Annotated in this window: 22 protein-coding genes; 7 read left to right on the top strand and 15 right to left on the bottom strand. The window is 70.3% G+C overall.

Annotation, left to right across the window (positions count from 1 at the left end; genetic code table 11):
• Positions 1–7: 7 nt before the first annotated feature.
• From ABZ297_RS11065 to sigE, 4 genes are all read right to left on the bottom strand, one after another.
• On the bottom strand, positions 8–370 hold the full coding sequence (locus tag ABZ297_RS11065; RefSeq protein ID WP_355342923.1) for a sec-independent translocase: 363 nt from the start codon (positions 368–370) through the stop codon (positions 8–10).
• A 353-nt stretch (positions 371–723) separates the two neighbouring features.
• The gene (locus tag ABZ297_RS11060) at positions 724–2,400 is read right to left on the bottom strand and encodes a trypsin-like peptidase domain-containing protein (RefSeq protein WP_355342920.1); all 1,677 of its coding nucleotides are present in this window, start codon (positions 2,398–2,400) and stop codon (positions 724–726) included.
• Between the two features lie 208 nt (positions 2,401–2,608).
• A complete protein-coding gene (locus ABZ297_RS11055; protein ID WP_355342917.1) occupies positions 2,609–3,133 on the bottom strand; it encodes a zf-HC2 domain-containing protein in 525 nt (174 codons plus the stop codon).
• Position 3,134: 1 nt separating this feature from the next.
• A complete protein-coding gene (gene sigE / locus ABZ297_RS11050) occupies positions 3,135–3,779 on the bottom strand; it encodes an RNA polymerase sigma factor SigE (protein WP_355342914.1) in 645 nt (214 codons plus the stop codon).
• A gap of 161 nt (positions 3,780–3,940) precedes the next feature.
• Here sigE and ABZ297_RS11045 point away from each other — a divergent pair, with 161 nt between their 5' ends.
• The gene (locus ABZ297_RS11045) at positions 3,941–4,579 is read left to right on the top strand and encodes an O-methyltransferase (protein WP_355342911.1); all 639 of its coding nucleotides are present in this window, start codon (positions 3,941–3,943) and stop codon (positions 4,577–4,579) included.
• Between the two features lie 67 nt (positions 4,580–4,646).
• Here ABZ297_RS11045 and ABZ297_RS11040 read toward each other — a convergent pair whose 3' ends face one another.
• Together ABZ297_RS11040 and ABZ297_RS11035 are read right to left on the bottom strand one after the other, a co-directional pair.
• On the bottom strand, positions 4,647–6,056 hold the full coding sequence (locus tag ABZ297_RS11040; RefSeq protein ID WP_355342908.1) for a leucyl aminopeptidase: 1,410 nt from the start codon (positions 6,054–6,056) through the stop codon (positions 4,647–4,649).
• A gap of 79 nt (positions 6,057–6,135) precedes the next feature.
• Positions 6,136–6,303 carry a DUF3117 domain-containing protein gene (locus ABZ297_RS11035; protein ID WP_020545024.1) on the bottom strand — a complete coding sequence of 56 codons (168 nt, stop codon included), beginning with the start codon at positions 6,301–6,303 and terminating at the stop codon, positions 6,136–6,138.
• Positions 6,304–6,484: 181 nt separating this feature from the next.
• Between ABZ297_RS11035 and ABZ297_RS11030 the strand changes: the two genes are divergently transcribed.
• Together ABZ297_RS11030 and ABZ297_RS11025 are read left to right on the top strand one after the other, a co-directional pair.
• Positions 6,485–7,261 (top strand): PaaX family transcriptional regulator C-terminal domain-containing protein, encoded by a 777-nt coding sequence (locus ABZ297_RS11030; RefSeq protein ID WP_355342904.1) that lies wholly within the window; start codon positions 6,485–6,487, stop codon positions 7,259–7,261.
• Positions 7,258–8,034 carry an enoyl-CoA hydratase-related protein gene (locus ABZ297_RS11025; RefSeq protein ID WP_355342901.1) on the top strand — a complete coding sequence of 259 codons (777 nt, stop codon included), beginning with the start codon at positions 7,258–7,260 and terminating at the stop codon, positions 8,032–8,034. Before ABZ297_RS11030 ends, ABZ297_RS11025 begins: the two co-directional genes overlap by 4 nt.
• Before the next feature lie 59 nt (positions 8,035–8,093).
• Here ABZ297_RS11025 and ABZ297_RS11020 read toward each other — a convergent pair whose 3' ends face one another.
• The 6 genes from ABZ297_RS11020 to ABZ297_RS10995 form a co-directional block, all read right to left on the bottom strand.
• Positions 8,094–8,657, bottom strand: a complete 564-nt coding sequence (locus ABZ297_RS11020) for a DNA-3-methyladenine glycosylase I (protein WP_355343025.1) — start codon at positions 8,655–8,657, stop codon at positions 8,094–8,096.
• A 5-nt stretch (positions 8,658–8,662) separates the two neighbouring features.
• Positions 8,663–9,196, bottom strand: a complete 534-nt coding sequence (locus tag ABZ297_RS11015; RefSeq protein ID WP_355342898.1) for a hypothetical protein — start codon at positions 9,194–9,196, stop codon at positions 8,663–8,665.
• 83 nt (positions 9,197–9,279) lie between these two features.
• Positions 9,280–9,864, bottom strand: a complete 585-nt coding sequence (locus tag ABZ297_RS11010) for a TIGR00730 family Rossman fold protein (RefSeq protein WP_355342895.1) — start codon at positions 9,862–9,864, stop codon at positions 9,280–9,282.
• Between the two features lie 11 nt (positions 9,865–9,875).
• A complete protein-coding gene (locus ABZ297_RS11005; protein ID WP_355342893.1) occupies positions 9,876–10,673 on the bottom strand; it encodes a TIGR00730 family Rossman fold protein in 798 nt (265 codons plus the stop codon).
• 198 nt (positions 10,674–10,871) lie between these two features.
• The gene (dapE, locus tag ABZ297_RS11000; RefSeq protein WP_355342890.1) at positions 10,872–11,927 is read right to left on the bottom strand and encodes a succinyl-diaminopimelate desuccinylase; all 1,056 of its coding nucleotides are present in this window, start codon (positions 11,925–11,927) and stop codon (positions 10,872–10,874) included.
• Positions 11,927–12,763, bottom strand: a complete 837-nt coding sequence (locus ABZ297_RS10995) for a 2,3,4,5-tetrahydropyridine-2,6-dicarboxylate N-succinyltransferase (protein WP_355342887.1) — start codon at positions 12,761–12,763, stop codon at positions 11,927–11,929. Before ABZ297_RS10995 ends, dapE begins: the two co-directional genes overlap by 1 nt.
• A 43-nt stretch (positions 12,764–12,806) precedes the next feature.
• Between ABZ297_RS10995 and ABZ297_RS10990 the strand changes: the two genes are divergently transcribed.
• Complete coding sequence (locus tag ABZ297_RS10990; RefSeq protein WP_355342884.1) at positions 12,807–13,634, top strand: hypothetical protein; 828 nt, start codon at positions 12,807–12,809, stop codon at positions 13,632–13,634.
• Here the strand turns inward: ABZ297_RS10990 and ABZ297_RS10985 are convergent.
• The 3 genes from ABZ297_RS10985 to fdxA all read right to left on the bottom strand — a co-directional run bounded on the left by ABZ297_RS10985 (position 13,631) and on the right by fdxA (position 15,847).
• Entirely contained in the window at positions 13,631–14,302 is a 672-nt protein-coding gene (locus ABZ297_RS10985; RefSeq protein WP_355342881.1) for a DUF4178 domain-containing protein, read from the bottom strand. The genes ABZ297_RS10990 and ABZ297_RS10985 overlap by 4 nt on opposite strands.
• Before the next feature lie 78 nt (positions 14,303–14,380).
• Positions 14,381–15,451 (bottom strand): succinyldiaminopimelate transaminase, encoded by a 1,071-nt coding sequence (gene dapC, locus ABZ297_RS10980; RefSeq protein WP_355342878.1) that lies wholly within the window; start codon positions 15,449–15,451, stop codon positions 14,381–14,383.
• Between the two features lie 69 nt (positions 15,452–15,520).
• Complete coding sequence (fdxA, locus tag ABZ297_RS10975) at positions 15,521–15,847, bottom strand: ferredoxin (RefSeq protein WP_355342875.1); 327 nt, start codon at positions 15,845–15,847, stop codon at positions 15,521–15,523.
• Between the two features lie 102 nt (positions 15,848–15,949).
• Here fdxA and ABZ297_RS10970 point away from each other — a divergent pair, with 102 nt between their 5' ends.
• The 3 genes from ABZ297_RS10970 (at position 15,950) to ABZ297_RS10960 (ending at position 18,131) form a co-directional block, all read left to right on the top strand.
• Entirely contained in the window at positions 15,950–16,180 is a 231-nt protein-coding gene (locus ABZ297_RS10970; RefSeq protein ID WP_355342872.1) for a hypothetical protein, read from the top strand.
• A gap of 17 nt (positions 16,181–16,197) precedes the next feature.
• Complete coding sequence (locus tag ABZ297_RS10965) at positions 16,198–17,253, top strand: ABC transporter substrate-binding protein (protein ID WP_355342869.1); 1,056 nt, start codon at positions 16,198–16,200, stop codon at positions 17,251–17,253.
• Positions 17,254–17,354: 101 nt separating this feature from the next.
• Positions 17,355–18,131 carry a class I SAM-dependent methyltransferase gene (locus ABZ297_RS10960; RefSeq protein ID WP_355342866.1) on the top strand — a complete coding sequence of 259 codons (777 nt, stop codon included), beginning with the start codon at positions 17,355–17,357 and terminating at the stop codon, positions 18,129–18,131.
• The last annotated feature ends 85 nt before the right edge of the window (positions 18,132–18,216 follow it).

Raw genomic sequence — 18,216 nt, 5'->3', positions numbered from 1 at the left:
CGTGGCGTCAGGTGGCTTCCGAGTCGTAGGGCGGGAGCTCGCCGTAGCCGAGCTCGTCCACCGGCTCCGAGATGTACGGGGCGGTGGCGGGCTCCAGGCTTCTTTGCGGGGTGTTGTTCCAGTCGTCCTCGACGTCGTCCAGAAGGTGCTTGCGGACGAAGTTCCGAGGGTTCAGGTCGTTCGGGTCGAAGTTCTGGAATTCAGGCCCAAGGCCCGCGCGCAGGTCGTCGCGGGCGTTGTTGGCCATCCGGCGCAGATTGCGCAGCGTTTTGCCTGCTTGTGAGGCCGCCTGGGGCAGCTTGTCGGGACCGAAGATCAGCAGCGCGAGGATGATCAGCGCTCCTGCCTCCATCCACCCGAGTCCGAACACCGTGAGCTCCTACCGCAGTCCAGTCGCTCCGAGGACAACCCCGGTCTCCTCCAGACTAAGGGCATTCATGGATGGGTAGGCCCCCCGCCCCCGGATCAACACGAACCCCTCAGACGGTCTCACCGTCTCGTCACGGCGGGCCAGGCACGCGGCCGGTGACCGTAACCCTGGAGTGCCCCCGGCCACGGTCGGCGGGCGGGTCTTCCCCTGCCTGCCGTAAAAGATCTTCATGCCGGAACGGAAAGCCCCGTACGAAGACAGTCGCCCGAAAGACCCGCTCACCGCAGGACCGACAGGCCCGCACGGCGACAAGCCACCGACTCAGATCAAGACGCTCGCAGAGCGCCGAACGATCAGGACGGGGTGGGGGCCGGGTCGCCTTCGGCGGTGACGGTCAGGGTGGCGGTGCGTTCCTGGCCTGCTCGCTGGTACTTCACATTGATCTTGGAGCCGGGCGCCTTGCTGCGGATCAGGGCGATGAGCTCGTTGCCGTCCTGCAGGCGCAGGCCGTCGATCTCCAGGATGACGTCGCCGCCCTTGAGCCCGGCCTTGGCGGCGGGCCCGTTGGCGTCGACGGGCGGTCGGCCCTCCACCGAGTCGGACGCGATGCGGACGCCGGGCCCCTTGTAGTCCTTGTCGAGGACGATGCCGATCTTGGGACGCTTGGCCTTGCCGGTGGTGACGAGTTCCTGGGCGACGCGCCGGGCCTGGTTGACCGGGATCGCGAAGCCGAGGCCGATGCTGCCGCTCTGGTTGGTGAGGCTGCGGCTGAGGGTGGCGATCGCGGAGTTCACGCCGACGACCTCGCCTCTGCCGTTGACCAGCGGGCCGCCCGAGTTGCCCGGGTTGATGGCGGCGTCGGTCTGGATGGCGCTGATGTAGGCGGGCTCCTCGGTGCTGGTGCCGCTCTCGTCGCCCGCGATGACGGGACGGTTGAGCGAGCTGACGATGCCCGTGGTGACCGTGCCGGTGAGGCCCAGCGGGGAGCCGATCGCGATGACCGGGTCGCCGACGACCACCTGGTCGGAGTTGCCGAGCGTGATCTCGGGGGTGCCGAAGGTCTCTTCGGGCTTGACCACGGCCAGGTCGGAGCCCGGGTCGCGGCCGACGATGCGCCCGGTGGTGGTCTTGCGGTTGTTGAACATGATCCGGATCTCACCGCCCTTGGCGGCCATGACGACCACGTGGTTGTTGGTGACCACGTAACCGTCCTTGATCAGGAAGCCGGAGCCTGTCGCGCCCTCGGTGCTGCTGCCGTTGCCGACCTCCAGTGAGACCACGCTGGGCAGCACCCTGGCGGCGACGCCCGCCACCGAGTCGGGCGGCCGGTTCGTGGCGCCCGTGGGGGCGGGCCCGAGGCTGTAGTTCGGGTCGGTGCTGCCGGACGACCTGGTCAGCAGGTACGTACCGAGACTGCCCGCCAGCGAGGCCACCAGGGCGATGATGACGGCCACGACGATCAGCACTCCGGTGCTGGGCCCCCGGCGGCCGGCCGCGGCCCCGGACGGCCCTCCGCCGTGCGCGGGAGGCGGCGCCCAGCCCGCGCCCATCCCGAGCGCGTTGCTCGGAGGCGGCGGCCCGGCAGGACCACCGAAGGACGGGTTCTCGAACACGCGTGTCGAGTTGTCGCAGGGAGGGTTCGCGCGGGCGGCGTCGTCGGACGTGTGCCCGACGAAGTCGGGCCTGCCGAAGGAGTCCGGAGCACTGAAGGAACCGGGCGTACTGAAAGAACCAGGAGCGCTGAAGGAACCAGGAGCGCTGAACGGGTCAGGAGCGCTGAAGGAGTCTGGGGCGCCGTAGGGCGGCCTGCCGCGGTGCGGGTCGTCGGACGGGCGTGTGCGGTCGTCCGAGGAGCTCTGGGCACCGAAGGCGGGGCGGCCCGACGGGTCGCCCCACTCGGACGAGACCGTCTCGGACCGCCAGCCGGGCTGCTCTCGCTGCTCGTCCGCGGGCAGGAAGTCCGGCCGCCTCTCTGGCTCAGGCAAGTCCGACGGCGTGCGTCCATCGTCGGGGCGCGTCTCGTCGGTCATCTAGATCTCACCACTCCTTGCTCGGACACCGCAATCCTGGCGTCGGCGGCATACGAGGGTCGTAAAGCGATTGTCAACGAAACTCCGGACAGGTAGGAAAACCTGCCATGATCTCCTGACAAATCCCGAACCCAGATCGTATGCCCCTGACGTCGGCGACTACGCCATCCCGAGTATTCCAGGCGAGAGCATCCCGCGCGCGCCTGCGTCAGGGCGTGGCGGTCGGAGGCGGCGTCGCGGGTGTGCGCGGCGCCGGGTGGAACAACTCGACCGGCGGAGTGTTCGTGCTCTGCCCGATCCCGGAGGCCGCGAAGAAGGTGCCGAGCGCGACGGCGGCCGACACCACGCCGACCGCCACGTACGTGCTGCGCCGTCTACCCCCTCGACCAGGGCCCGATGCTCCACCAGTGGCGTCCCTGCGAGGGCGGTTGTCCAAAGGGGCGATGCTGTGCGGCCCTGGGAGCGGCACCCCTCCGAACGTCCTGGTAGGGAAAGGCCGCTCCCGAGGGGGCAGCGGGCCACCAGGCTCGGCCATCCGCAGCAGCGACATCGTCAGGTCGGCCGGCATCGCCGGGCCGTCGAGCGACCGCAGGCGCGACTTCAGCGCCCGCATCGACTCCACCTCACGCCTGCAGTCGCCGCAGAAGGTCAGATGGGCCAGGGCGCGCTCGCGTTCGGTGTGATTGAGCTCACCGTCGACGAGCGCGGATACACGTTCACCAAGATGCGACATATCAGACTTCCTCCCCACGGGTCCCCGACGGGAATGCTGGCGGGGGGAACTGGGAACTACGGGGGGCCCGATGATCGAGCGCCTCCCGCAACTGCGCCCGGCCACGGTGGATACGACTCCGGACCGTGCCCAGCTTGACGCCGAGCGTGGCCGCGATCTCCTCGTACGACAGGCCCTCGATGTCACACAGCACGATCGCGGCCCGGAACTCAGGCACGAGCGCGTCGAGCGCGGCCTGGATGTCCGGTTCGAGATGGGCGTCGTCGAACGCCTGCTGCGGCGACGGCTCACGGCCGCGCAGCCGCTCGGCGGCGTCATCGGCCAGCCCCTCGAACCTGATGCGCTGCTTGCGCCGCGCCATGTCGAGGAACAGATTGGTCGTGATCCGGTGCAGCCACCCCTCGAACGTGCCGGGGGTGTAACTCGACAAGGACCTGAAAACCCTGACGAAGACCTCCTGTGTGAGGTCTTCTGCGTCATGGACGTTGCCGGTCAGCCTGTAGGCAAGCCGATACACGCGTGCGGAGTGTGTCCGCACGACCTCCTCCCATGTGGGAGGCGTCCATTCGGACGACACGGGAGTATCGGTCTGGTGGTCGCTTTCGTCCACCAGAACTCCTCTCTCTGGGACCACCGCTACCGCCATAGTGCCTGGTTTCGTCCCTTCGTGCGCACTGACTGCCTTCCGGACCGGCAAAGCCCGTTTAAACCTGCAACGCCTCACGGCCCTCCTGAGTTCCCGTCCTGGCGTGTCTCCCCTAGGCTGCGATCGGTGACCAATCGCACGAAAGTGGGGGGAGGAGGCCGATGACCAGTCCGGTAGAGGCCACTCTGGCCTATGCGGAGCAGTTCCATCACGAGGATGAGATCCTGCACGCGGCGCGGCAGCGCGGGCTGGAGATGGGTGCTCCGCCCATCCTTCCCGGAGGCGGGGCCGCGCTCTGCTTCCTCGCCACTGCCGTCAACGCCAGGTCGATCGTGGAGGTCGGCACGGGGTGCGGGGTGTCGGGTCTGTGGCTGCTGCGCGGCATGCGTCCAGACGGGACGCTGACCAGCGTGGACGTGGAACCCGAGCACCAGCGCCTGGCCAGGCAGACCTTCGCCGAGGCCGGGTTCTCGGGCGGGCGGGTCCGGCTCATCGCCGGCCGGGCCCTCGACGTGCTGCCCAGGCTCTCCGACGGCGGCTACGACATGGTCTTCGCCGACGGCGCGAAGCAGGAGTACGCCGACTACCTGGCCGAGGCCGTCAGGCTGCTGCGCGTGGGCGGCGTGGTGGCCTTCGACAACGTTCTCTGGCACAACCGGGTCGCCGACCCGTCACAGCGCGACCCCGACACGGTGGCCCTGCGCGAGGTGGGCAAGCTCGTGCAGGCGGACGACCGCCTGCGCTCGCTCCTCATCCCCTTGGGCGACGGCCTGCTCGCCGCCGTCAAGACCACCGACTGAACCGGCGGCCTGCCCGCCCCGGATCGCGGGGCGGGCGTTCTGGGCGGGCATTCTCGGCGGGGACGCCTCAGCGGCGGGTCAGCCAGTCGAGCAGCACCCGTACCCCGAACCCGGTCGCGCCCTTGCTGAGCGTGCCCTCGTCGACCGTGCTCCTGCCGACGCCCGCGATGTCGAGGTGCGCCCACGGCCGCTTGCCCGCGAACTCGCGCAGGAACAGCGCCGCCGTGATGGACCCCGCGCCGTAGGTGGACCCGGCCTCGACGTTGGACAGATCGGCGACCTGCGACTCGAGCGCCGGCGCGTAGTCGTCGATCAGCGGCATCCGCCACAGCCGGTCGTCGCTGTCGCGCCCGGACTCGATGAGCTGGCCGGCGAGCGCGTCGTCGGAGGCGTAGACGGCGCCGATGTTGCGGCCGAGCGCGACGCTGATCGCCCCGGTGAGGGTGGCGATGTCGACGACCGCGTCGGGGTGCAGCTCGGCGTCGGCGTAGGCAAGCGCGTCGGCGAGGACCAGCCGCCCCTCGGCGTCGGTGTTGAGCACCTCGACCGTGCGTCCGCCGTAGTGCGTGATGACGTCGCTGGGCCGCTGCGCCGTTCCGGACGGCATGTTCTCGGCGGCGGCGACCAGGCCGGTGACGCGCACGGGCGCGCCCAGCTCGGCCAGCGCGCCGAGCACCGCGATCACCACGGCGCCGCCCGCCATGTCGGTCTTCTGCGTCTTCATGTTCTCGGTCGGCTTGAGCGACAGGCCGCCCGAGTCGAACGTGATGCCCTTGCCCACCAGCACGACGTGGCGGTCGGTCGGCTCGTCGGGCGTGTAGGAGAGCTGGATGAGCCGCGGCGGGTTGGCCGAGCCCTGCCCGACGGCCAGGATGCCGCCGAATCCGGCGGCCTGGAGCTGCTCCTCGTCCCACACCCGGACCGGGACGCCCTGCTCGGCCGCGCGCTCCGCGAGCCAGGCGGGGTTCTTCGTGGAGGAGGGCATGTTGGCCAGGTCGCGCGCCAGAGCGACCGCCTCGGCCACCCGCTGCGCACGGCGTACGGGCTGCTCGTCGGGGGTCACGAAGGTCAGCTCGCGGACGGGCCTCTTGCCCGGCGCGCCGATCCTGAACGTGTACGCGGCGAGCAGCGCGGCCTCCGCGAAGGCGGCGGCGTCGCCTTCGGGCAGCACCACGACCAGCCCGTCGCGGCCCTTGACCCGGCGGGTGAGCGCGGACGCGGACTTACGCAGGGCGCGCGGCGAGCCGTCGCCGACGCCGTACAGCAGCACCCGGCCGACGCCGCCACCCCGCGCCACGGGGACCTCGACGATCTCGCCGGCCTCCCCCTTGGAGTCGTAGTGTGCGAGCAGGTCGGGCACCGGCACGTGCAGGTGCAGGTCGACGCCGGGGCGCAGGTCGGGGTTGTACGGGACGGCGAGCAGCTCGGCGTCGGCGGGAACCTCTGCGACCACCGATGCAGTGGTCTCAATGGGCACGGAACGTCTCCTCGAACATCTGCGACCCTGGCGCGGACGGAACGCCAGGGTCGTGGAACACCGTTTGTCTCGGGAACTCTCAGCCGACGACGTTCTTCAACGCCTCGCCGAGCGCCTTCGCCTCGTCGGCGGAAATCTCCACGACGAGCCGGCCGCCACCTTCCAGGGGGACCCGCATGACAATGCCGCGCCCTTCCTTGGTGACCTCGAGCGGACCATCGCCGGTCCGCGGCTTCATCGCCGCCATGCGTGCATCCCTTCCTGCCTTGGGCTCCCGCGGCCCGCGATTTCCGACCGCCCGTGGGGGGTGGTCGGCGCATTCACGTCTTCTGTGATGTCCTATTCTCCCGCATCGAGAGCCCTCATGGGTAACGATCTCCTCCCAGAATGCGTTGTCGAGGGGGTCGAAGACGTCCAAACTGGACTTCGTGCATGCTCGTGCCGCTCTGTTCGACCTGTACGGGGACCACCTGCGATCGCGCGGTGGGCAGGCGTCCGTGGCCGCGCTCGTACGTCTGTTGAAAGCGCTGGACATCGCGCCTCCGGCCGTACGGACCGCCGTTTCACGGATGGTCAGGCAGGGCTGGCTGCGTCCGGTGCGGCTGCCGCAGGGGGCCGGCTACGGGCTCACGCCGAAGTGCGTCAGACGGCTGGACGAGGCGGCGCTGAGAATTTACCGAGCCGGAACCCTGGGCTGGCGCGGCAGGTGGCACCTGATCGTGTTCGAGCCCGTCAAGGATCGCCCGCGCAGGGAGCGGATCCGCGCCGACCTGACCTTCCTCGGCTACGCGGCGCTGTCGGAGACGACCTGGATCGGCCCGCGCTCCTCGATCGAGCTCGACAACCTGCTGGAGGCCGAGGACGTGCGCGCCGACAGGTTCGACGCGGCGCTGGAGGGCGACCCACGCGAGCTGGTCGCGCGGGCGTGGGATCTGACGGCCATCGGCGAGGCGTACGAGCTGTGGCTGGCCGAGGCTGTCACGCTGGTCGCCGGGCTGCCGGACGGGGCCCCGCCCGACCAGGTGTTCGCGACCAGGAGCAAGCTCGTGCACGGCTGGCGCAACTTCCTGTTCCGCGACCCCGGCCTGCCGCCAGAACTGCTGCCACCCGGCTGGCCAGGGGAGAAGGCCAGGGCCTACTTCGAGCAGGAGGCCGCCCGCCTGCTGCCCGCCGCCGCCGCGTTCGTCGACAGGGAGTACATGTGATCCGCTATGACGTGACCGATGCCGTCGCCACCATCACGCTCGACCGGCCCGACGCGATGAACTCGCTGACGGCCGAGGTGAAGGCGGCCCTGCTCGACGCGCTGCGCCGCGCGGCGGAGTCGCCGGAGGTCAGGGCCGTGCTGCTCACCGGCTCCGGGCGGGCCTTCTGCGCGGGCCAGGACCTGCGCGAGCACGCCGCCAACCTGGAGGCGGGCCGCGGCCTGGCCAACACCGTGCGTGAGCACTACAACCCGATCGTCGAACTGATCACCACCATGGCCAAGCCGGTCGTGGCCGCGGTCAACGGGGTCGCGGCGGGGGCGGGCGCGTCGCTGGCCTTCGCCTGCGACCTGCGGATCGCCTCGGAGAAGGCCAGGTTCGCGCTGGCGTTCGCCGGGATCGGCCTGGCCCCCGACTCCGGCGCCTCCTGGACCCTGCAGCGGCTGGTCGGCCCCGGCCGCGCGGCCGAGCTGATGCTGCTCGGCGAGCCGCTCGACGCGTCCCGCGCGCTGGAGCTGGGCGTGGTCACCCGCGTGGTGCCCGCCGACGAGGTGCTGAAGACGGCGCAGGAGCTGGCCGTGCGGCTGGCGCAGGGGCCGACGCTGGCCTACGCGGCCACCAAGCGCGCGCTGGCCTTCGCGGCGGCGCACCCGCTGCGGGAGTCGCTGGCCCTGGAGGCGGACCTGCAGGACGCGTGCGCGGCCTCCCAGGACCACCTGGACGCGACCAGGTCCTTCCTGGCCAAGGAGCGCCCGGTCTTCCACGGCCGCTGAGACAGCGCGGGCTTCGCGGCCGGCGAGCCGCCACGGCGGCGCGGCGGCGCGTGCCGCCGTCAGCCCGCGGCCGGGACGACGCCGCCGTCGCGGGCCACGCAGCCCTTGATGTGGTCGTTGACCAGGCCGATGGCCTGCATCAGCGCGTACGCGGTGGTCGGGCCGACGAACCTGAACCCGTGCTTCTTCAGCTCCTTGGCCAGCGCCTTGGACGCCGGGGTGACGGCGGGGATGTCGGCCATGGTCACGGGGACCGGCGAGCCGGGGTCGGCGTACCGCCAGACCAGCTCCGACAGCCCGTCGGCCAGCTCTAGCGCGGCCCTGGCGTTGCTGATCGCGGCCTCCACCTTGGCCCTGTTGCGCACGATGCCAGGGTCGCCGAGCAGCCGCTCGACGTCCTGCTCGGTGTAGGCGGCCACCTTGGAGATGGAGAACCGGTCGAAGGCCGCCCGGAAGTTCTCCCGCTTGCGCAGGATCGTCAGCCACGACAGGCCCGACTGGAACGCCTCCAGGCTGACCCGCTCGAAGACGCGGTCGTCGCCGGTGACCGGCTTGCCCCACTCCTCGTCGTGGTAGGTCATGTAGAGCGGGTCGGTCATGCCGGCCCAGGTGCAGCGGATCATATCCGTCACGAACGCTCGTCCCCGTCCTTGCCCAGCGCGGCGCGCACGGGCTCCGCTTCCTGTTCAGGCTCGACGTCGGCGGCCGCGGGTGTCGCGGGCTCGGGCTCGACGTCGGCGGTCACAGCCGCGGGCTCCGGGTCGCCGTCCTCTGGGAGCTCTCTCGGCGCGGCGGGAGCCTCGGGCTCGTGGTCGGTGCGCGGGCCGCTGCCCGGGGCCGCGTAGACCTCCTGGCGGGCGTACAGCCTGGCGGACAGCAGTTCGGAGACCCGCTGTTCCAGCACGGCGATCCGGGTGTCGCGGGCGCTGATCGCGTTCGCGGCCCTGCGCAGGGCCTCGTCGACGCTCTGCGTGTGATAGCCCACCAGGTTCACCGGCAGCTGCAGCGCCATGAAGTCGACGGCCGTGAGCTGCCCCGGCTCGGGGAGGTCGAGGGGTGGCACGTCCGGCGGGAACTCGGTCAGCTCACCGCCTTTGCCCAGGGAGACCAGGACCACGGCGGCCAGGATGGCGAGCGCGGCGATGGCGAGTACGACCAGCACATTGGCATCGTACTCATACCATCGAGGCACGAGCCCCGCACTTACCGCGACCGGTACCTCTCCGGACCCGTCTCGCCGCTCTGTCAGCCCGCGGCCTCGCCCAGTTCCGCCACGCTCGGACGCACCGGCTGGGCCCGCCGCTCCAGGTGGGTGAACGCGTCGTCGATCGTGGTCGTCCACGAGATCGCGTCGAAGACGTTGGCCCTGGTGAAGCCCTCCTCGTACATGTTCTCCACCAGTTGGCGCAGCGGCGTGTACAGGCCCCACGGGTCGAGGATCACCAGGGGGCGGTCGTGGATGCCGAGGACGCGGGACGTCCACATCTCGAACAGTTCCTCAAGGGTGCCGATGCCGCCGGGCAGCACCAGGAAGGCGTCGGAGCGGGCGTCCATGACGCCCTTGCGCTCGCGCATGTCGGCGGTGACGATCAGCTCGTTGGAGTCCCTGTCGGCGACCTCGATGTCCACCAGCACCTGCGGGATCACGCCGATCGTGCGGCCGCCCGCCCGTCTGGTGGCCGCGGTGACGGCGCCCATGCAGGAGACGGTGGCGCCGCCGCTCACCAGCGTGTGACCACGCCTGGCGAGCTCGGCGCCGACCTCTGCGGCGAGGGTGAGGTACTTCTGGTCGATCTTCAGACTGGAGGCGCAGTAGACGCAGATATTCACGAAATATGAGCCTATTGGGGTTCGGCTTCCTGGGCCGCAGCGGCTTCCAGCTCCTCCAGTTGCTGCTTCGACCGGGCCAGGTCGGCGTCCACGATTATGCGCACGGCCTCGTCGACGTCGTCGGTGAGGGAGATGAGGTCGAGGTCATGGGCGGCGATCTTGCCGGTGCCGAGCAGCGACTCCTTGATCCAGGTCAGCATGCCGCCCCAGAACTCCGAGCCCATCAGCACCACGGGGAAGGAGGTGACCTTGCGCGTCTGCACCAGCGTGAGGGCCTCGAACAGCTCGTCGAGCGTGCCGAAGCCGCCGGGCAGGGCGATGAAACCGCACGAGTACTTCAGGAACATCGTCTTGCGCACGAAGAAGTAGCGGAACTCGATGCCGAGGTCCACGAAGTCGTTCAGGCGCTGCTCGAACGGCAGCTCGATGCCCAGCCCCACCGAGACGGCGCCCTCGACGTCGGAGGCACCCCGGTTCGCCGACTCCATGACGCCGGGCCCGCCACCGGTGATCACCGCGTACCCGGCCTCCGCCAGCGCCCTGCCCAGGCGGCGGCCCATCGCGTAGTCGGACGAGCCCTCGTGGGTGCGGGCCGAGCCGAAGACGGTGACGGCCCTGGGCAGCTCGGCCAGCGCGCCGAAGCCCTCCACGAACTCCGCCTGGATGCGCAGCACCCGCCACGGGTCCTGGTGCACCCAGTCGGCCGGGCCCTGGGTGTCGAGCAGGCGCTGGTCGTAGGTCGATTGGGGCACGAGACTGCCGCGGACCACGGCCTGCCCCTGACGACGCTCAGGACGTGTCTGTTTCATGCCGACACGCTAGCCCGCTTCACCCGCTCCCCGCGTCGAACGGCCGTTTTCCCTGCTCAGCTAACCTTTTCAAGCATCTAAAAATTCTTGAAAAAAGCAGGGAACCGAATTTCGACCTGCCCGCGTCTAACTGCCGAGGGTGCTGCTCGGGACTGAAAGTGGCTTTCCCCGCCAAATGGCCGGCGAGGAAGGCCACTTTCACGTTGTGAGCCAGTCGACCATCGCTCGCTCGCTCTCCACGATCTTGGCGAGCGACACGTACTCCCCCTGCTGATGCGCCAGGTTCGGGTCTCCGGGGCCGTAGTTGACGGCCGGAATCCCCAGGCCCGAGAAGCGGGCGACGTCCGTCCAGCCCAGCTTGGCGCGCGGCTCGCCGCCGACCGCCGCCGTGAAGGCCGCGGCCACCGGATGGGTGAGGCCGGGCCTGGCGGCAGGAGCGGCGTCGACGAAGCGGATCTCGAACCCGTCGAACACCTCGCGCACGTGCTGGCGCGCCTGCTCGGCCGACAGGTCGGGCGCGAAGCGGTAGTTGACCGTGACCACGCACTCGTCCGGGATCACGTTGCCCGCCACGCCGCCGTGCACGGCGACCGCGTTCAGCCCCTCGTGGTACTCCAGCCCGTCGACCACCGGCAGTCTGGCCTCGTAGGCGTTCAGCCTGGCCAGCACCGGCTCGGCGCGGTGGATGGCGTTGAGGCCGAACCACGACCTGGCGCTGTGCGAACGCTTGCCGGTCACCACGATCTCGGCTCTCAGCGTGCCCTGGCAGCCGCCCTCGATCACGCCGTCGGTCGGCTCCATCAGCACCGCGAAGTCGGCGGCCAGCCAGTCTGGGTGGTCGCGGGCGACCCTGGTCAGCCCGTTCCGCTCGGCCTCGATCTCCTCGCAGTCGTAGAAGACATAGGTGACGTCACGGTTCGGCTCGGCGAGGCCGGCCGCGAGCCGCAGCGCGACCGCAACCCCCGCCTTCATGTCGGACGTGCCGCAGCCGTAGAGCCGGTCGCCCTCGACGCGGCTCGGCAGGTTCGCGGCGACCGGCACCGTGTCGAGGTGGCCGGCGATCAGGACGCGCTCACCGCGCCCCAGCTCGGTGCGGGCCACGATCGTCTCGCCCGACCTGTCGACGGTCAGGTGCGGCAGTGTCCGCAGCGCCTCGTCGACCTGGTCGGCCAGCTCCTTCTCCGCGCCGCTCACCGACTCGATGTCCACGATCGCGGCGGTCAGTGTCCGCACGTCCTGCGTCAGGTCAAGCATCAGGTGTTCACTCCGTGTTCGCGCAGCACCTCGTTGAGCGCCGCCTTGTCATGCCGCTGCCCCGGCTCCAGCCGCTTCATCACCAGCACGCAGGGCAGGCCGAACGTGCCGCCGGGGAACTCCTTCTGCCGGGTGCCGCCCACGGCCACGCACCAGTCGGGGACGCGCCCGCGGGCCAGCTCCTCGCCGGTCTGCACGTCGATCACCGGGATGGACGCCGAAAGGATCGTCCCGGCCCCCACGACCGCGCCGCGGCCCACCCGGGCGCCTTCCACGATCATCGCCCGGCTGCCGATCAGCGCGTCGTCCTCCACCACGACCGGCACGGCGTTGGGCGGCTCCAGCACGCCGCCGAGCCCCGCCCCGCCCGACAGGTGGACGTTCTTCCCGACCTGGGCGCAGGACCCCACCGTGGCCCACGTGTCGATCATCGTCCCGGAGTCGACGTACGCGCCGATGTTCGTGAACGACGGCATCAGCACCACACCGGGCGCCAGGTAGGAGCCCCAGCGGGCGATCGCCCCCGGCACCACGCGCACCCCGTCGAACCGGGACTTCAACGGCACTCTGTCGTGGTGGTGGAAGTCGCCGACCTGCGACCTGGCCATGCCGAGCACCTTGAAGGCGAGCAGAATCGCCCGCTTGGCCCGCTCGTCCACGACCACCTCGCCGTCGTCCGACACCCGGGCGACCCGCGCCTTGCCCTCGTCGAGCAGGTCGACCGCGCCGACCACCACGGCCCGCGCGTCGACGTCGCGCGGCGAAAGCTCCGCGCGGCGCTCCCATAGCTCGTCCACGGCGGCGGGCAGCGGTGACGGGACGCTCTGGTGGCTCATGGCCACGGAGCCTATCTGGCCAGGTAGGTTTCTCAGGGTGCACGTGCGCTTCTCTCGCGGGGTCATCACGATCGCGGTCATCGTCATCGTTCTCGCGATCGGCGTGTCCATGGCGCTGTACACCCTGCTCAAGAAGGCGAAGCCGCTGGCCGTCCCCGAAGCCCACTGCATCGTGAAGACGCCCAGGGGAGAGCGCGACCTCGACCCCGAGCAGGCGGAGATCGCGGCGACCATCGCGGCCGTAGCCGAGCGCAGACGGCTGCCCGAGCGGGCCGTGATGATCGCATACGTCACCGGGTTGCAGGAGTCGAAGCTGTACAACCTCGACTACGGCGACCGCGACTCCGTCGGCGTGTTCCAGCAGCGCGAGTCGCAGGGGTGGGGGACGAAGAAGCAGCTGATGGACCCGGTCTACGCGACGAACAAGTTCTTCGCGGCGCTGGTGAAGGTGAAGAACTACCGCAAGCTCAAGCTCGAGGACGCGGCCCAGGCCGTGCAGCGGTCCGCGGCCGGCTACGCCTACGCCCAGCACGAGGAGGACGCGCGGATCCTCGCGGCGGCGTTCACCGGGCGCATCCCCAAGGCCGTGCGGTGCTGGTACCCGCCGAGCAAGACGCAGACCCCGGCTCCGCAGCCGAAGACCGACGAGGCCCGCCGCCAGCTCGCCAGGGCGCTCGGCGACACCTCGGTCACCACGCCGAAGCGCGGCTGGCTGATCGCCGCCTGGTCGGTGGCCCACGCGCAGAAGTACGGCCTGCGCCAGGTCGGCTTCAGCGGCGCGACGTGGTCGAACAGCATCTCGAACAACCTGGAGGCCGACGGCTGGCAGTCGGGCGGCAAGGCGTCCGCCAAGCAGGTGGAGCTGTCCTAGCGGGCGCGGCTGACGATGGCTATCGAGCCGGGCGCCAGCGGCCTGGCGTAGCCGGCGGTCCATGAGCGACCCTGGACGCGTTCGAAGGAGAGCAGCCGCCCGTCGGAGGCGCGGTAGTCGGCGAAGTCGAGCAGCCCCCTTTCGGGGTAGCCGGTGTCACCCTCGGACCTGAAGGCGGCCGTGCCGCGCTCGATCGGGAAGAACTCGACGCCGTCCATGATCAGCATGCTCTTGGCGGGCACCATGCCCTGGGTGGGCACGTCGGTCCAGACCAGCACCTCCAGGTGCGGCGGCTCGCCGGGAGCCTGGCCCTGGTGCACCTGCACCGACAGCCACTCGTGGCGTCGGGTGCGGCGGTCGCGCAGCAGGAACTCGATCCATTCCTGCCCCTGCCAGGAGATGTACAGGGCGCCGAGCGCGCGAAACTGCGAGCCGTGCACCTCGATCCGATCGCCGACCTTGATCGTACGGGGATCGGCGTAGTCGGACCCCGCATGCCCCGGTGCGCTCACCGGCGCCGACAGCGGAGCCTCTCGTGAGGCCGGCTCGACCGGCGGCGCGCTCGGGCGGCCCTTCCTGTCCTGGCGCATGGTGGCCATGAAGGCCCCAAGCAGGAGGAGGACGGTGGCGATGCTCAGCCCGAGTACGACCATGGAGGTCCCGCTCATCGTTCAGCTCGCTCCACTCGCGGTCTGCCCCGGCTAACGCTCTATGTTGCTGTACGTCTGCGTATCTGCCGCGCGATCCTACTGGAGGCGGCGCACCGCCGCAGCGACTCGTTCGTCCGTGGCGGTCACGGCTACGCGAACGTGCAGCTCACCGGCCGTTCCATAGAAATCACCCGGCGCGACCAAAATCCCGATTTCGGAGAGCTTGCTTACCTGGTCCCAGGCGTTCTCCCCGTTGGACGCCCACAGGTACAGCCCCGCGGTCGAGTGGTCGACGCGCCAGCCCGCCCGCTCCAGGGCGGGCCGCAGCAGCGCCCGGCGCGCGGCGTAGCGCTCGCGCTGCTCGACGGCGTGCGCGTCGTCGCCGAGCGCGGCCGTCATCGCGGCCTGGACGGGCGCCGGCATGATCATGCCCGCGTGCTTGCGGATCTCGAGCAGCCGCTTCACCAGGACGGGATCGCCGGTCACGAAGCCGGCGCGGTAGCCCGCCAGGTTCGAGCGCTTGGAGAGCGAGTGGACGGCGAGCAGCCCCTCGTGGGAGCCCTCGCACACGTCGGGGTGCAGGATCGAGACGGGCTGTTCCTCCCAGCCCAGCTCCAGGTAGCACTCGTCGGAGGCGACGACCGCGCCGCGCTCGCGCGCCCAGGCCACCACCTTGCGCAGGTGCTCGACGGGCAGCACCTTGCCCGTCGGGTTGCCCGGCGAGTTCACCCAGACCAGGTCGACCCGCTCCGGGCCGAGCGCCAGCAGCCCGTCGGACGCCACCGCAGAGGCCCCGGCCAGCCGGGCGCCCACGTCGTAGGTCGGGTACGCCAGCTCGGGGAAGACCACCCGCTTGGCGCCCAGGTAGGTGGGCAGCCAGGCGACGAACTCCTTGGAGCCGATCAGCGGCAGCACGTCGCGCTCGTCGACGGTGACGCCGTGCCTGCGCGCGAGCCAGCCCGCGGCGGACTCGCGCAGCGCCCGGGTGCCGTGCGTGAGCGGGTAGCCGGGACTGTCGGCGGCCCCCGCCAGCGCGTCCTGGACGATCGCCGGCACCGGGTCGACGGGCGTGCCGACCGAGAGGTCGACGATGCCGTCGTGGTGCGCTCGCGCGCGTTCCTTGTACGGCTCCAGCCGGTCCCAGGGGAAGTCAGGCAGTGTGTTCACGATTCTCCAGGTTTCGGTGGTGCGAGCCGTACCGGGCGGGGCGCGCCCTGGGGCGGCCCCGCCAGCGGGCTAGTGCTCCTCGGCCTGCGGCGGAAGGGCGGCCACCAGCGGGTGGTCCTTCTCGACCTTGCCGACCTTGGAGGCGCCGCCGGGCGAGCCGAGGTCCTCGAAGAAGTCGACATTGGCCTTGTAGTAGTCCTTCCACTGCTCGGGAAGGTCGTCCTCGTAGAAGATCGCCTCGACGGGGCACACTGGCTCACACGCGCCGCAGTCCACGCACTCGTCGGGGTGGATATAAAGCATGCGTTCGCCCTCGTAGATGCAATCGACAGGGCATTCCTCGATGCACGCCTTGTCCAGGACGTCCACGCAAGGCTGCGCGATGACGTAGGTCACCTCGAGCTCCTTCTCTCCGCACCATGGCATGACTGACCGCGGTTTGCTACGCCCTAGTATTGCCGTGCTTGCCAACAGGCCGAAACGGAGGGTGGCAAACTCGTGGCCGGTCGCCTTGTGATCGCCGTCACACCCGCGGACATCGGCGCCCGGATCACCACGCGCAGGCGGGTTCCCGAAGGGTTTCGCGACGCGGTGGGGATCCTCGAATCCTGGTCCGGCGGCATGCTCAGTCTACGCAAACGCGACGGCACCCTGGTGGAGATCGACGAAGACTCGCTGGTGGCAGCCAGGGTGGTTCCCGCCGCGCCTCCTCGACCTGGGCGCCGGTAGCGGCGAGTATTCACTGTGTGACCGTACGTATCTGTGCCGCCGCAGCAGCCATCCTCGCCAGCGCCGGATGCGGCGCGTCCACCACGGAATCCAAGCCGCCCCCGCCCGTCAACGCCAAGGCCTCGTCGCTGAAGCAGGGCTTCGGCACGATGGACAGGCTCGTCGAGACCGCCAAGCAGGAGGGCGCGCTCAACGTCATCGCGCTGCCCCGCGACTGGGTGAACTTCGGCGAGATCATCGACACCTTCGCCGGCAAGTACGGCATCAAGGTGACCGAGCTGGAGCCCACCGCCAACAGCAGGCGCGAGATCGACGCCGCCGCGCAGCTCAAGCCCGACGTGTTCGACCTGACCCTGGACGTCGCCGTGGCCAACGCCCGCAAGTTCGCGCCGTACAAGGTGCAGGGCTGGCAGGACGTGCCCGACCACGTCAAGGACCTGTCCGGGGCCTGGTACGCGGGCTACGGCAGCTACATGTCCCTCGGGTACGACCCGCGGGCCGTCGCGGCGCCCGCGTCCTTCGCCGACCTGCTCAAGCCCGACTACAAGGTGGCGCTCGACGGCGACCCGCTGCGCTCCGTGGCGGCCTTCGACGGCGTGATGGCCGCCTCCCTGCGCGGCGGCGAGCCGCAGCCCGCACAGGGGGTCGAGCTGTTCACCAAGCTCAAGCGGGAGGGCAGGCTCACCGACCCGGCCAAGGCCAACGTGATCGTCGACTGGGACCACCTCAACGCGGCCCGCAGCGCCAAGAACGCCGAGGCGTGGAAGGTGACGATCCCCCGCGACGCGCCGCTCGGCGGCTACCACATCGAGGCGATCTACAAGGACGCCCCCCATCCGGCCGCCGCGCGGCTCTGGGAGGAGTTCCTCTTCTCGGACGAGGGCCAGAACCTGCTGCAGAAGGGCTATGCCCGTCCGGTGCGTGGCGAGGCGATGCTGATGCGGGGCACCCTCGACACCGAGCAGGCCGCCAAGCTACCGGCCGCGCCCGGCCCGCCCGTGCTGCTCACGATCCCGCAGACAGATGCCGCTAAGTCCTACCTGAAGAGGCAGTGGGCCCAACGTGTGGGATGAGACCATTGTGACTTGATATGTCGTAGAGACTTTCAGCCTCTAAAGTAAACGGACAGCACGGCCACGGGGGCCCGATGTCTGACGAATGAGAGCTGATCGTCTTGCGATACGACACACCGAGCCTGAACCGGTGGCACAGTCGCGTCCACGACAGCAGTTTCGGCTACGTCTCCACCCAGGGCGCGCCGCTGGTGGACCTGCTCGACCCGCGACCGGGCGAGCGCGTGCTCGACCTCGGCTGCGGCACCGGCGTGCTCACCGCCCAGATCGCCGCGCGGGGCGCCGACGTGCTCGGCATCGACGGCTCCTCCGCGATGATCGAGAAGGCGCTCGCCCAGCACCCGGGCATCGACTTCATCGTCGGCGACGGTCATGACTTCACCGTCGCCGACGCCTACGACGCCGTCTTCTCCAACGCCGCGCTGCACTGGATGAACCGCGAGCCCGGCATGGTCATCGCCAACATCCACCAGGCGCTCACCCCCGGCGGGCGCTTCGTGGCGGAGATGGGCGGCGCGGGCAACTGCGCGGAGCTGACCGCCGCGATGCTGACCGCCTGGCGCGAGTACGGCCTGCGCGAGCCCGACCTGCCGTGGTACTTTCCCACGCCGGCCGAGTACGCCCGCCGCCTGGAGCAGGAGGGCTTCGTGGTCCGGGTGCTCGAGTACTTCGACCGGCCGACCCCGCTCGACGAGTGCCCGCGCGGGGCCGCCGACTGGGTGCGGATGTTCGCCTCCTCGGTGCTCGAGGGGCTGCCACCGGAAATCGTCGAGCCGCTGCTCGGACGGGTCAACGAGCTGGCCGCACCGGCTCTACGCAGGGAAACCGGCTGGATGGCCGACTACGTGCGTCTGCGGTTCGCCGCTGTTCGGCGCTGATGCGTAGTCAAGGATGCGTAGGTCAGTTTTGCCAGACTATGGTCTGTTCCGTGGGCGGCGAAGTCATGGCTGCACCGCTACGGCG

The sequence above is a fragment of the Nonomuraea sp. NPDC005983 genome, from assembly GCF_040614375.1.
Lineage (GTDB): Bacteria > Actinomycetota > Actinomycetes > Streptosporangiales > Streptosporangiaceae > Nonomuraea.
This window is presented reverse-complemented; position numbering and strand designations above follow the sequence as displayed.

Bases quoted from the DNA above. Each gene is read 5' to 3' on its own strand.
- ABZ297_RS11060 (WP_355342920.1), bottom strand. From the start codon at position 2,400: ATGACCGACGAGACGCGCCCCGACGATGGACGCACGCCGTCGGACTTG.
- ABZ297_RS11055 (WP_355342917.1), bottom strand. From the start codon at position 3,133: ATGTCGCATCTTGGTGAACGTGTATCCGCGCTCGTCGACGGTGAGCTC.
- sigE (WP_355342914.1), bottom strand. From the start codon at position 3,779: ATGGCGGTAGCGGTGGTCCCAGAGAGAGGAGTTCTGGTGGACGAAAGC.
- ABZ297_RS11045 (WP_355342911.1), top strand. From the start codon at position 3,941: ATGACCAGTCCGGTAGAGGCCACTCTGGCCTATGCGGAGCAGTTCCAT.
- ABZ297_RS11035 (WP_020545024.1), bottom strand. From the start codon at position 6,303: ATGGCGGCGATGAAGCCGCGGACCGGCGATGGTCCGCTCGAGGTCACC.
- ABZ297_RS11020 (WP_355343025.1), bottom strand. From the start codon at position 8,657: ATGATCCGCTGCACCTGGGCCGGCATGACCGACCCGCTCTACATGACC.
- ABZ297_RS11005 (WP_355342893.1), bottom strand. From the start codon at position 10,673: ATGAAACAGACACGTCCTGAGCGTCGTCAGGGGCAGGCCGTGGTCCGC.
- dapE (WP_355342890.1), bottom strand. From the start codon at position 11,927: ATGCTTGACCTGACGCAGGACGTGCGGACACTGACCGCCGCGATCGTG.
- ABZ297_RS10995 (WP_355342887.1), bottom strand. From the start codon at position 12,763: ATGAGCCACCAGAGCGTCCCGTCACCGCTGCCCGCCGCCGTGGACGAG.
- ABZ297_RS10985 (WP_355342881.1), bottom strand. From the start codon at position 14,302: ATGAGCGGGACCTCCATGGTCGTACTCGGGCTGAGCATCGCCACCGTC.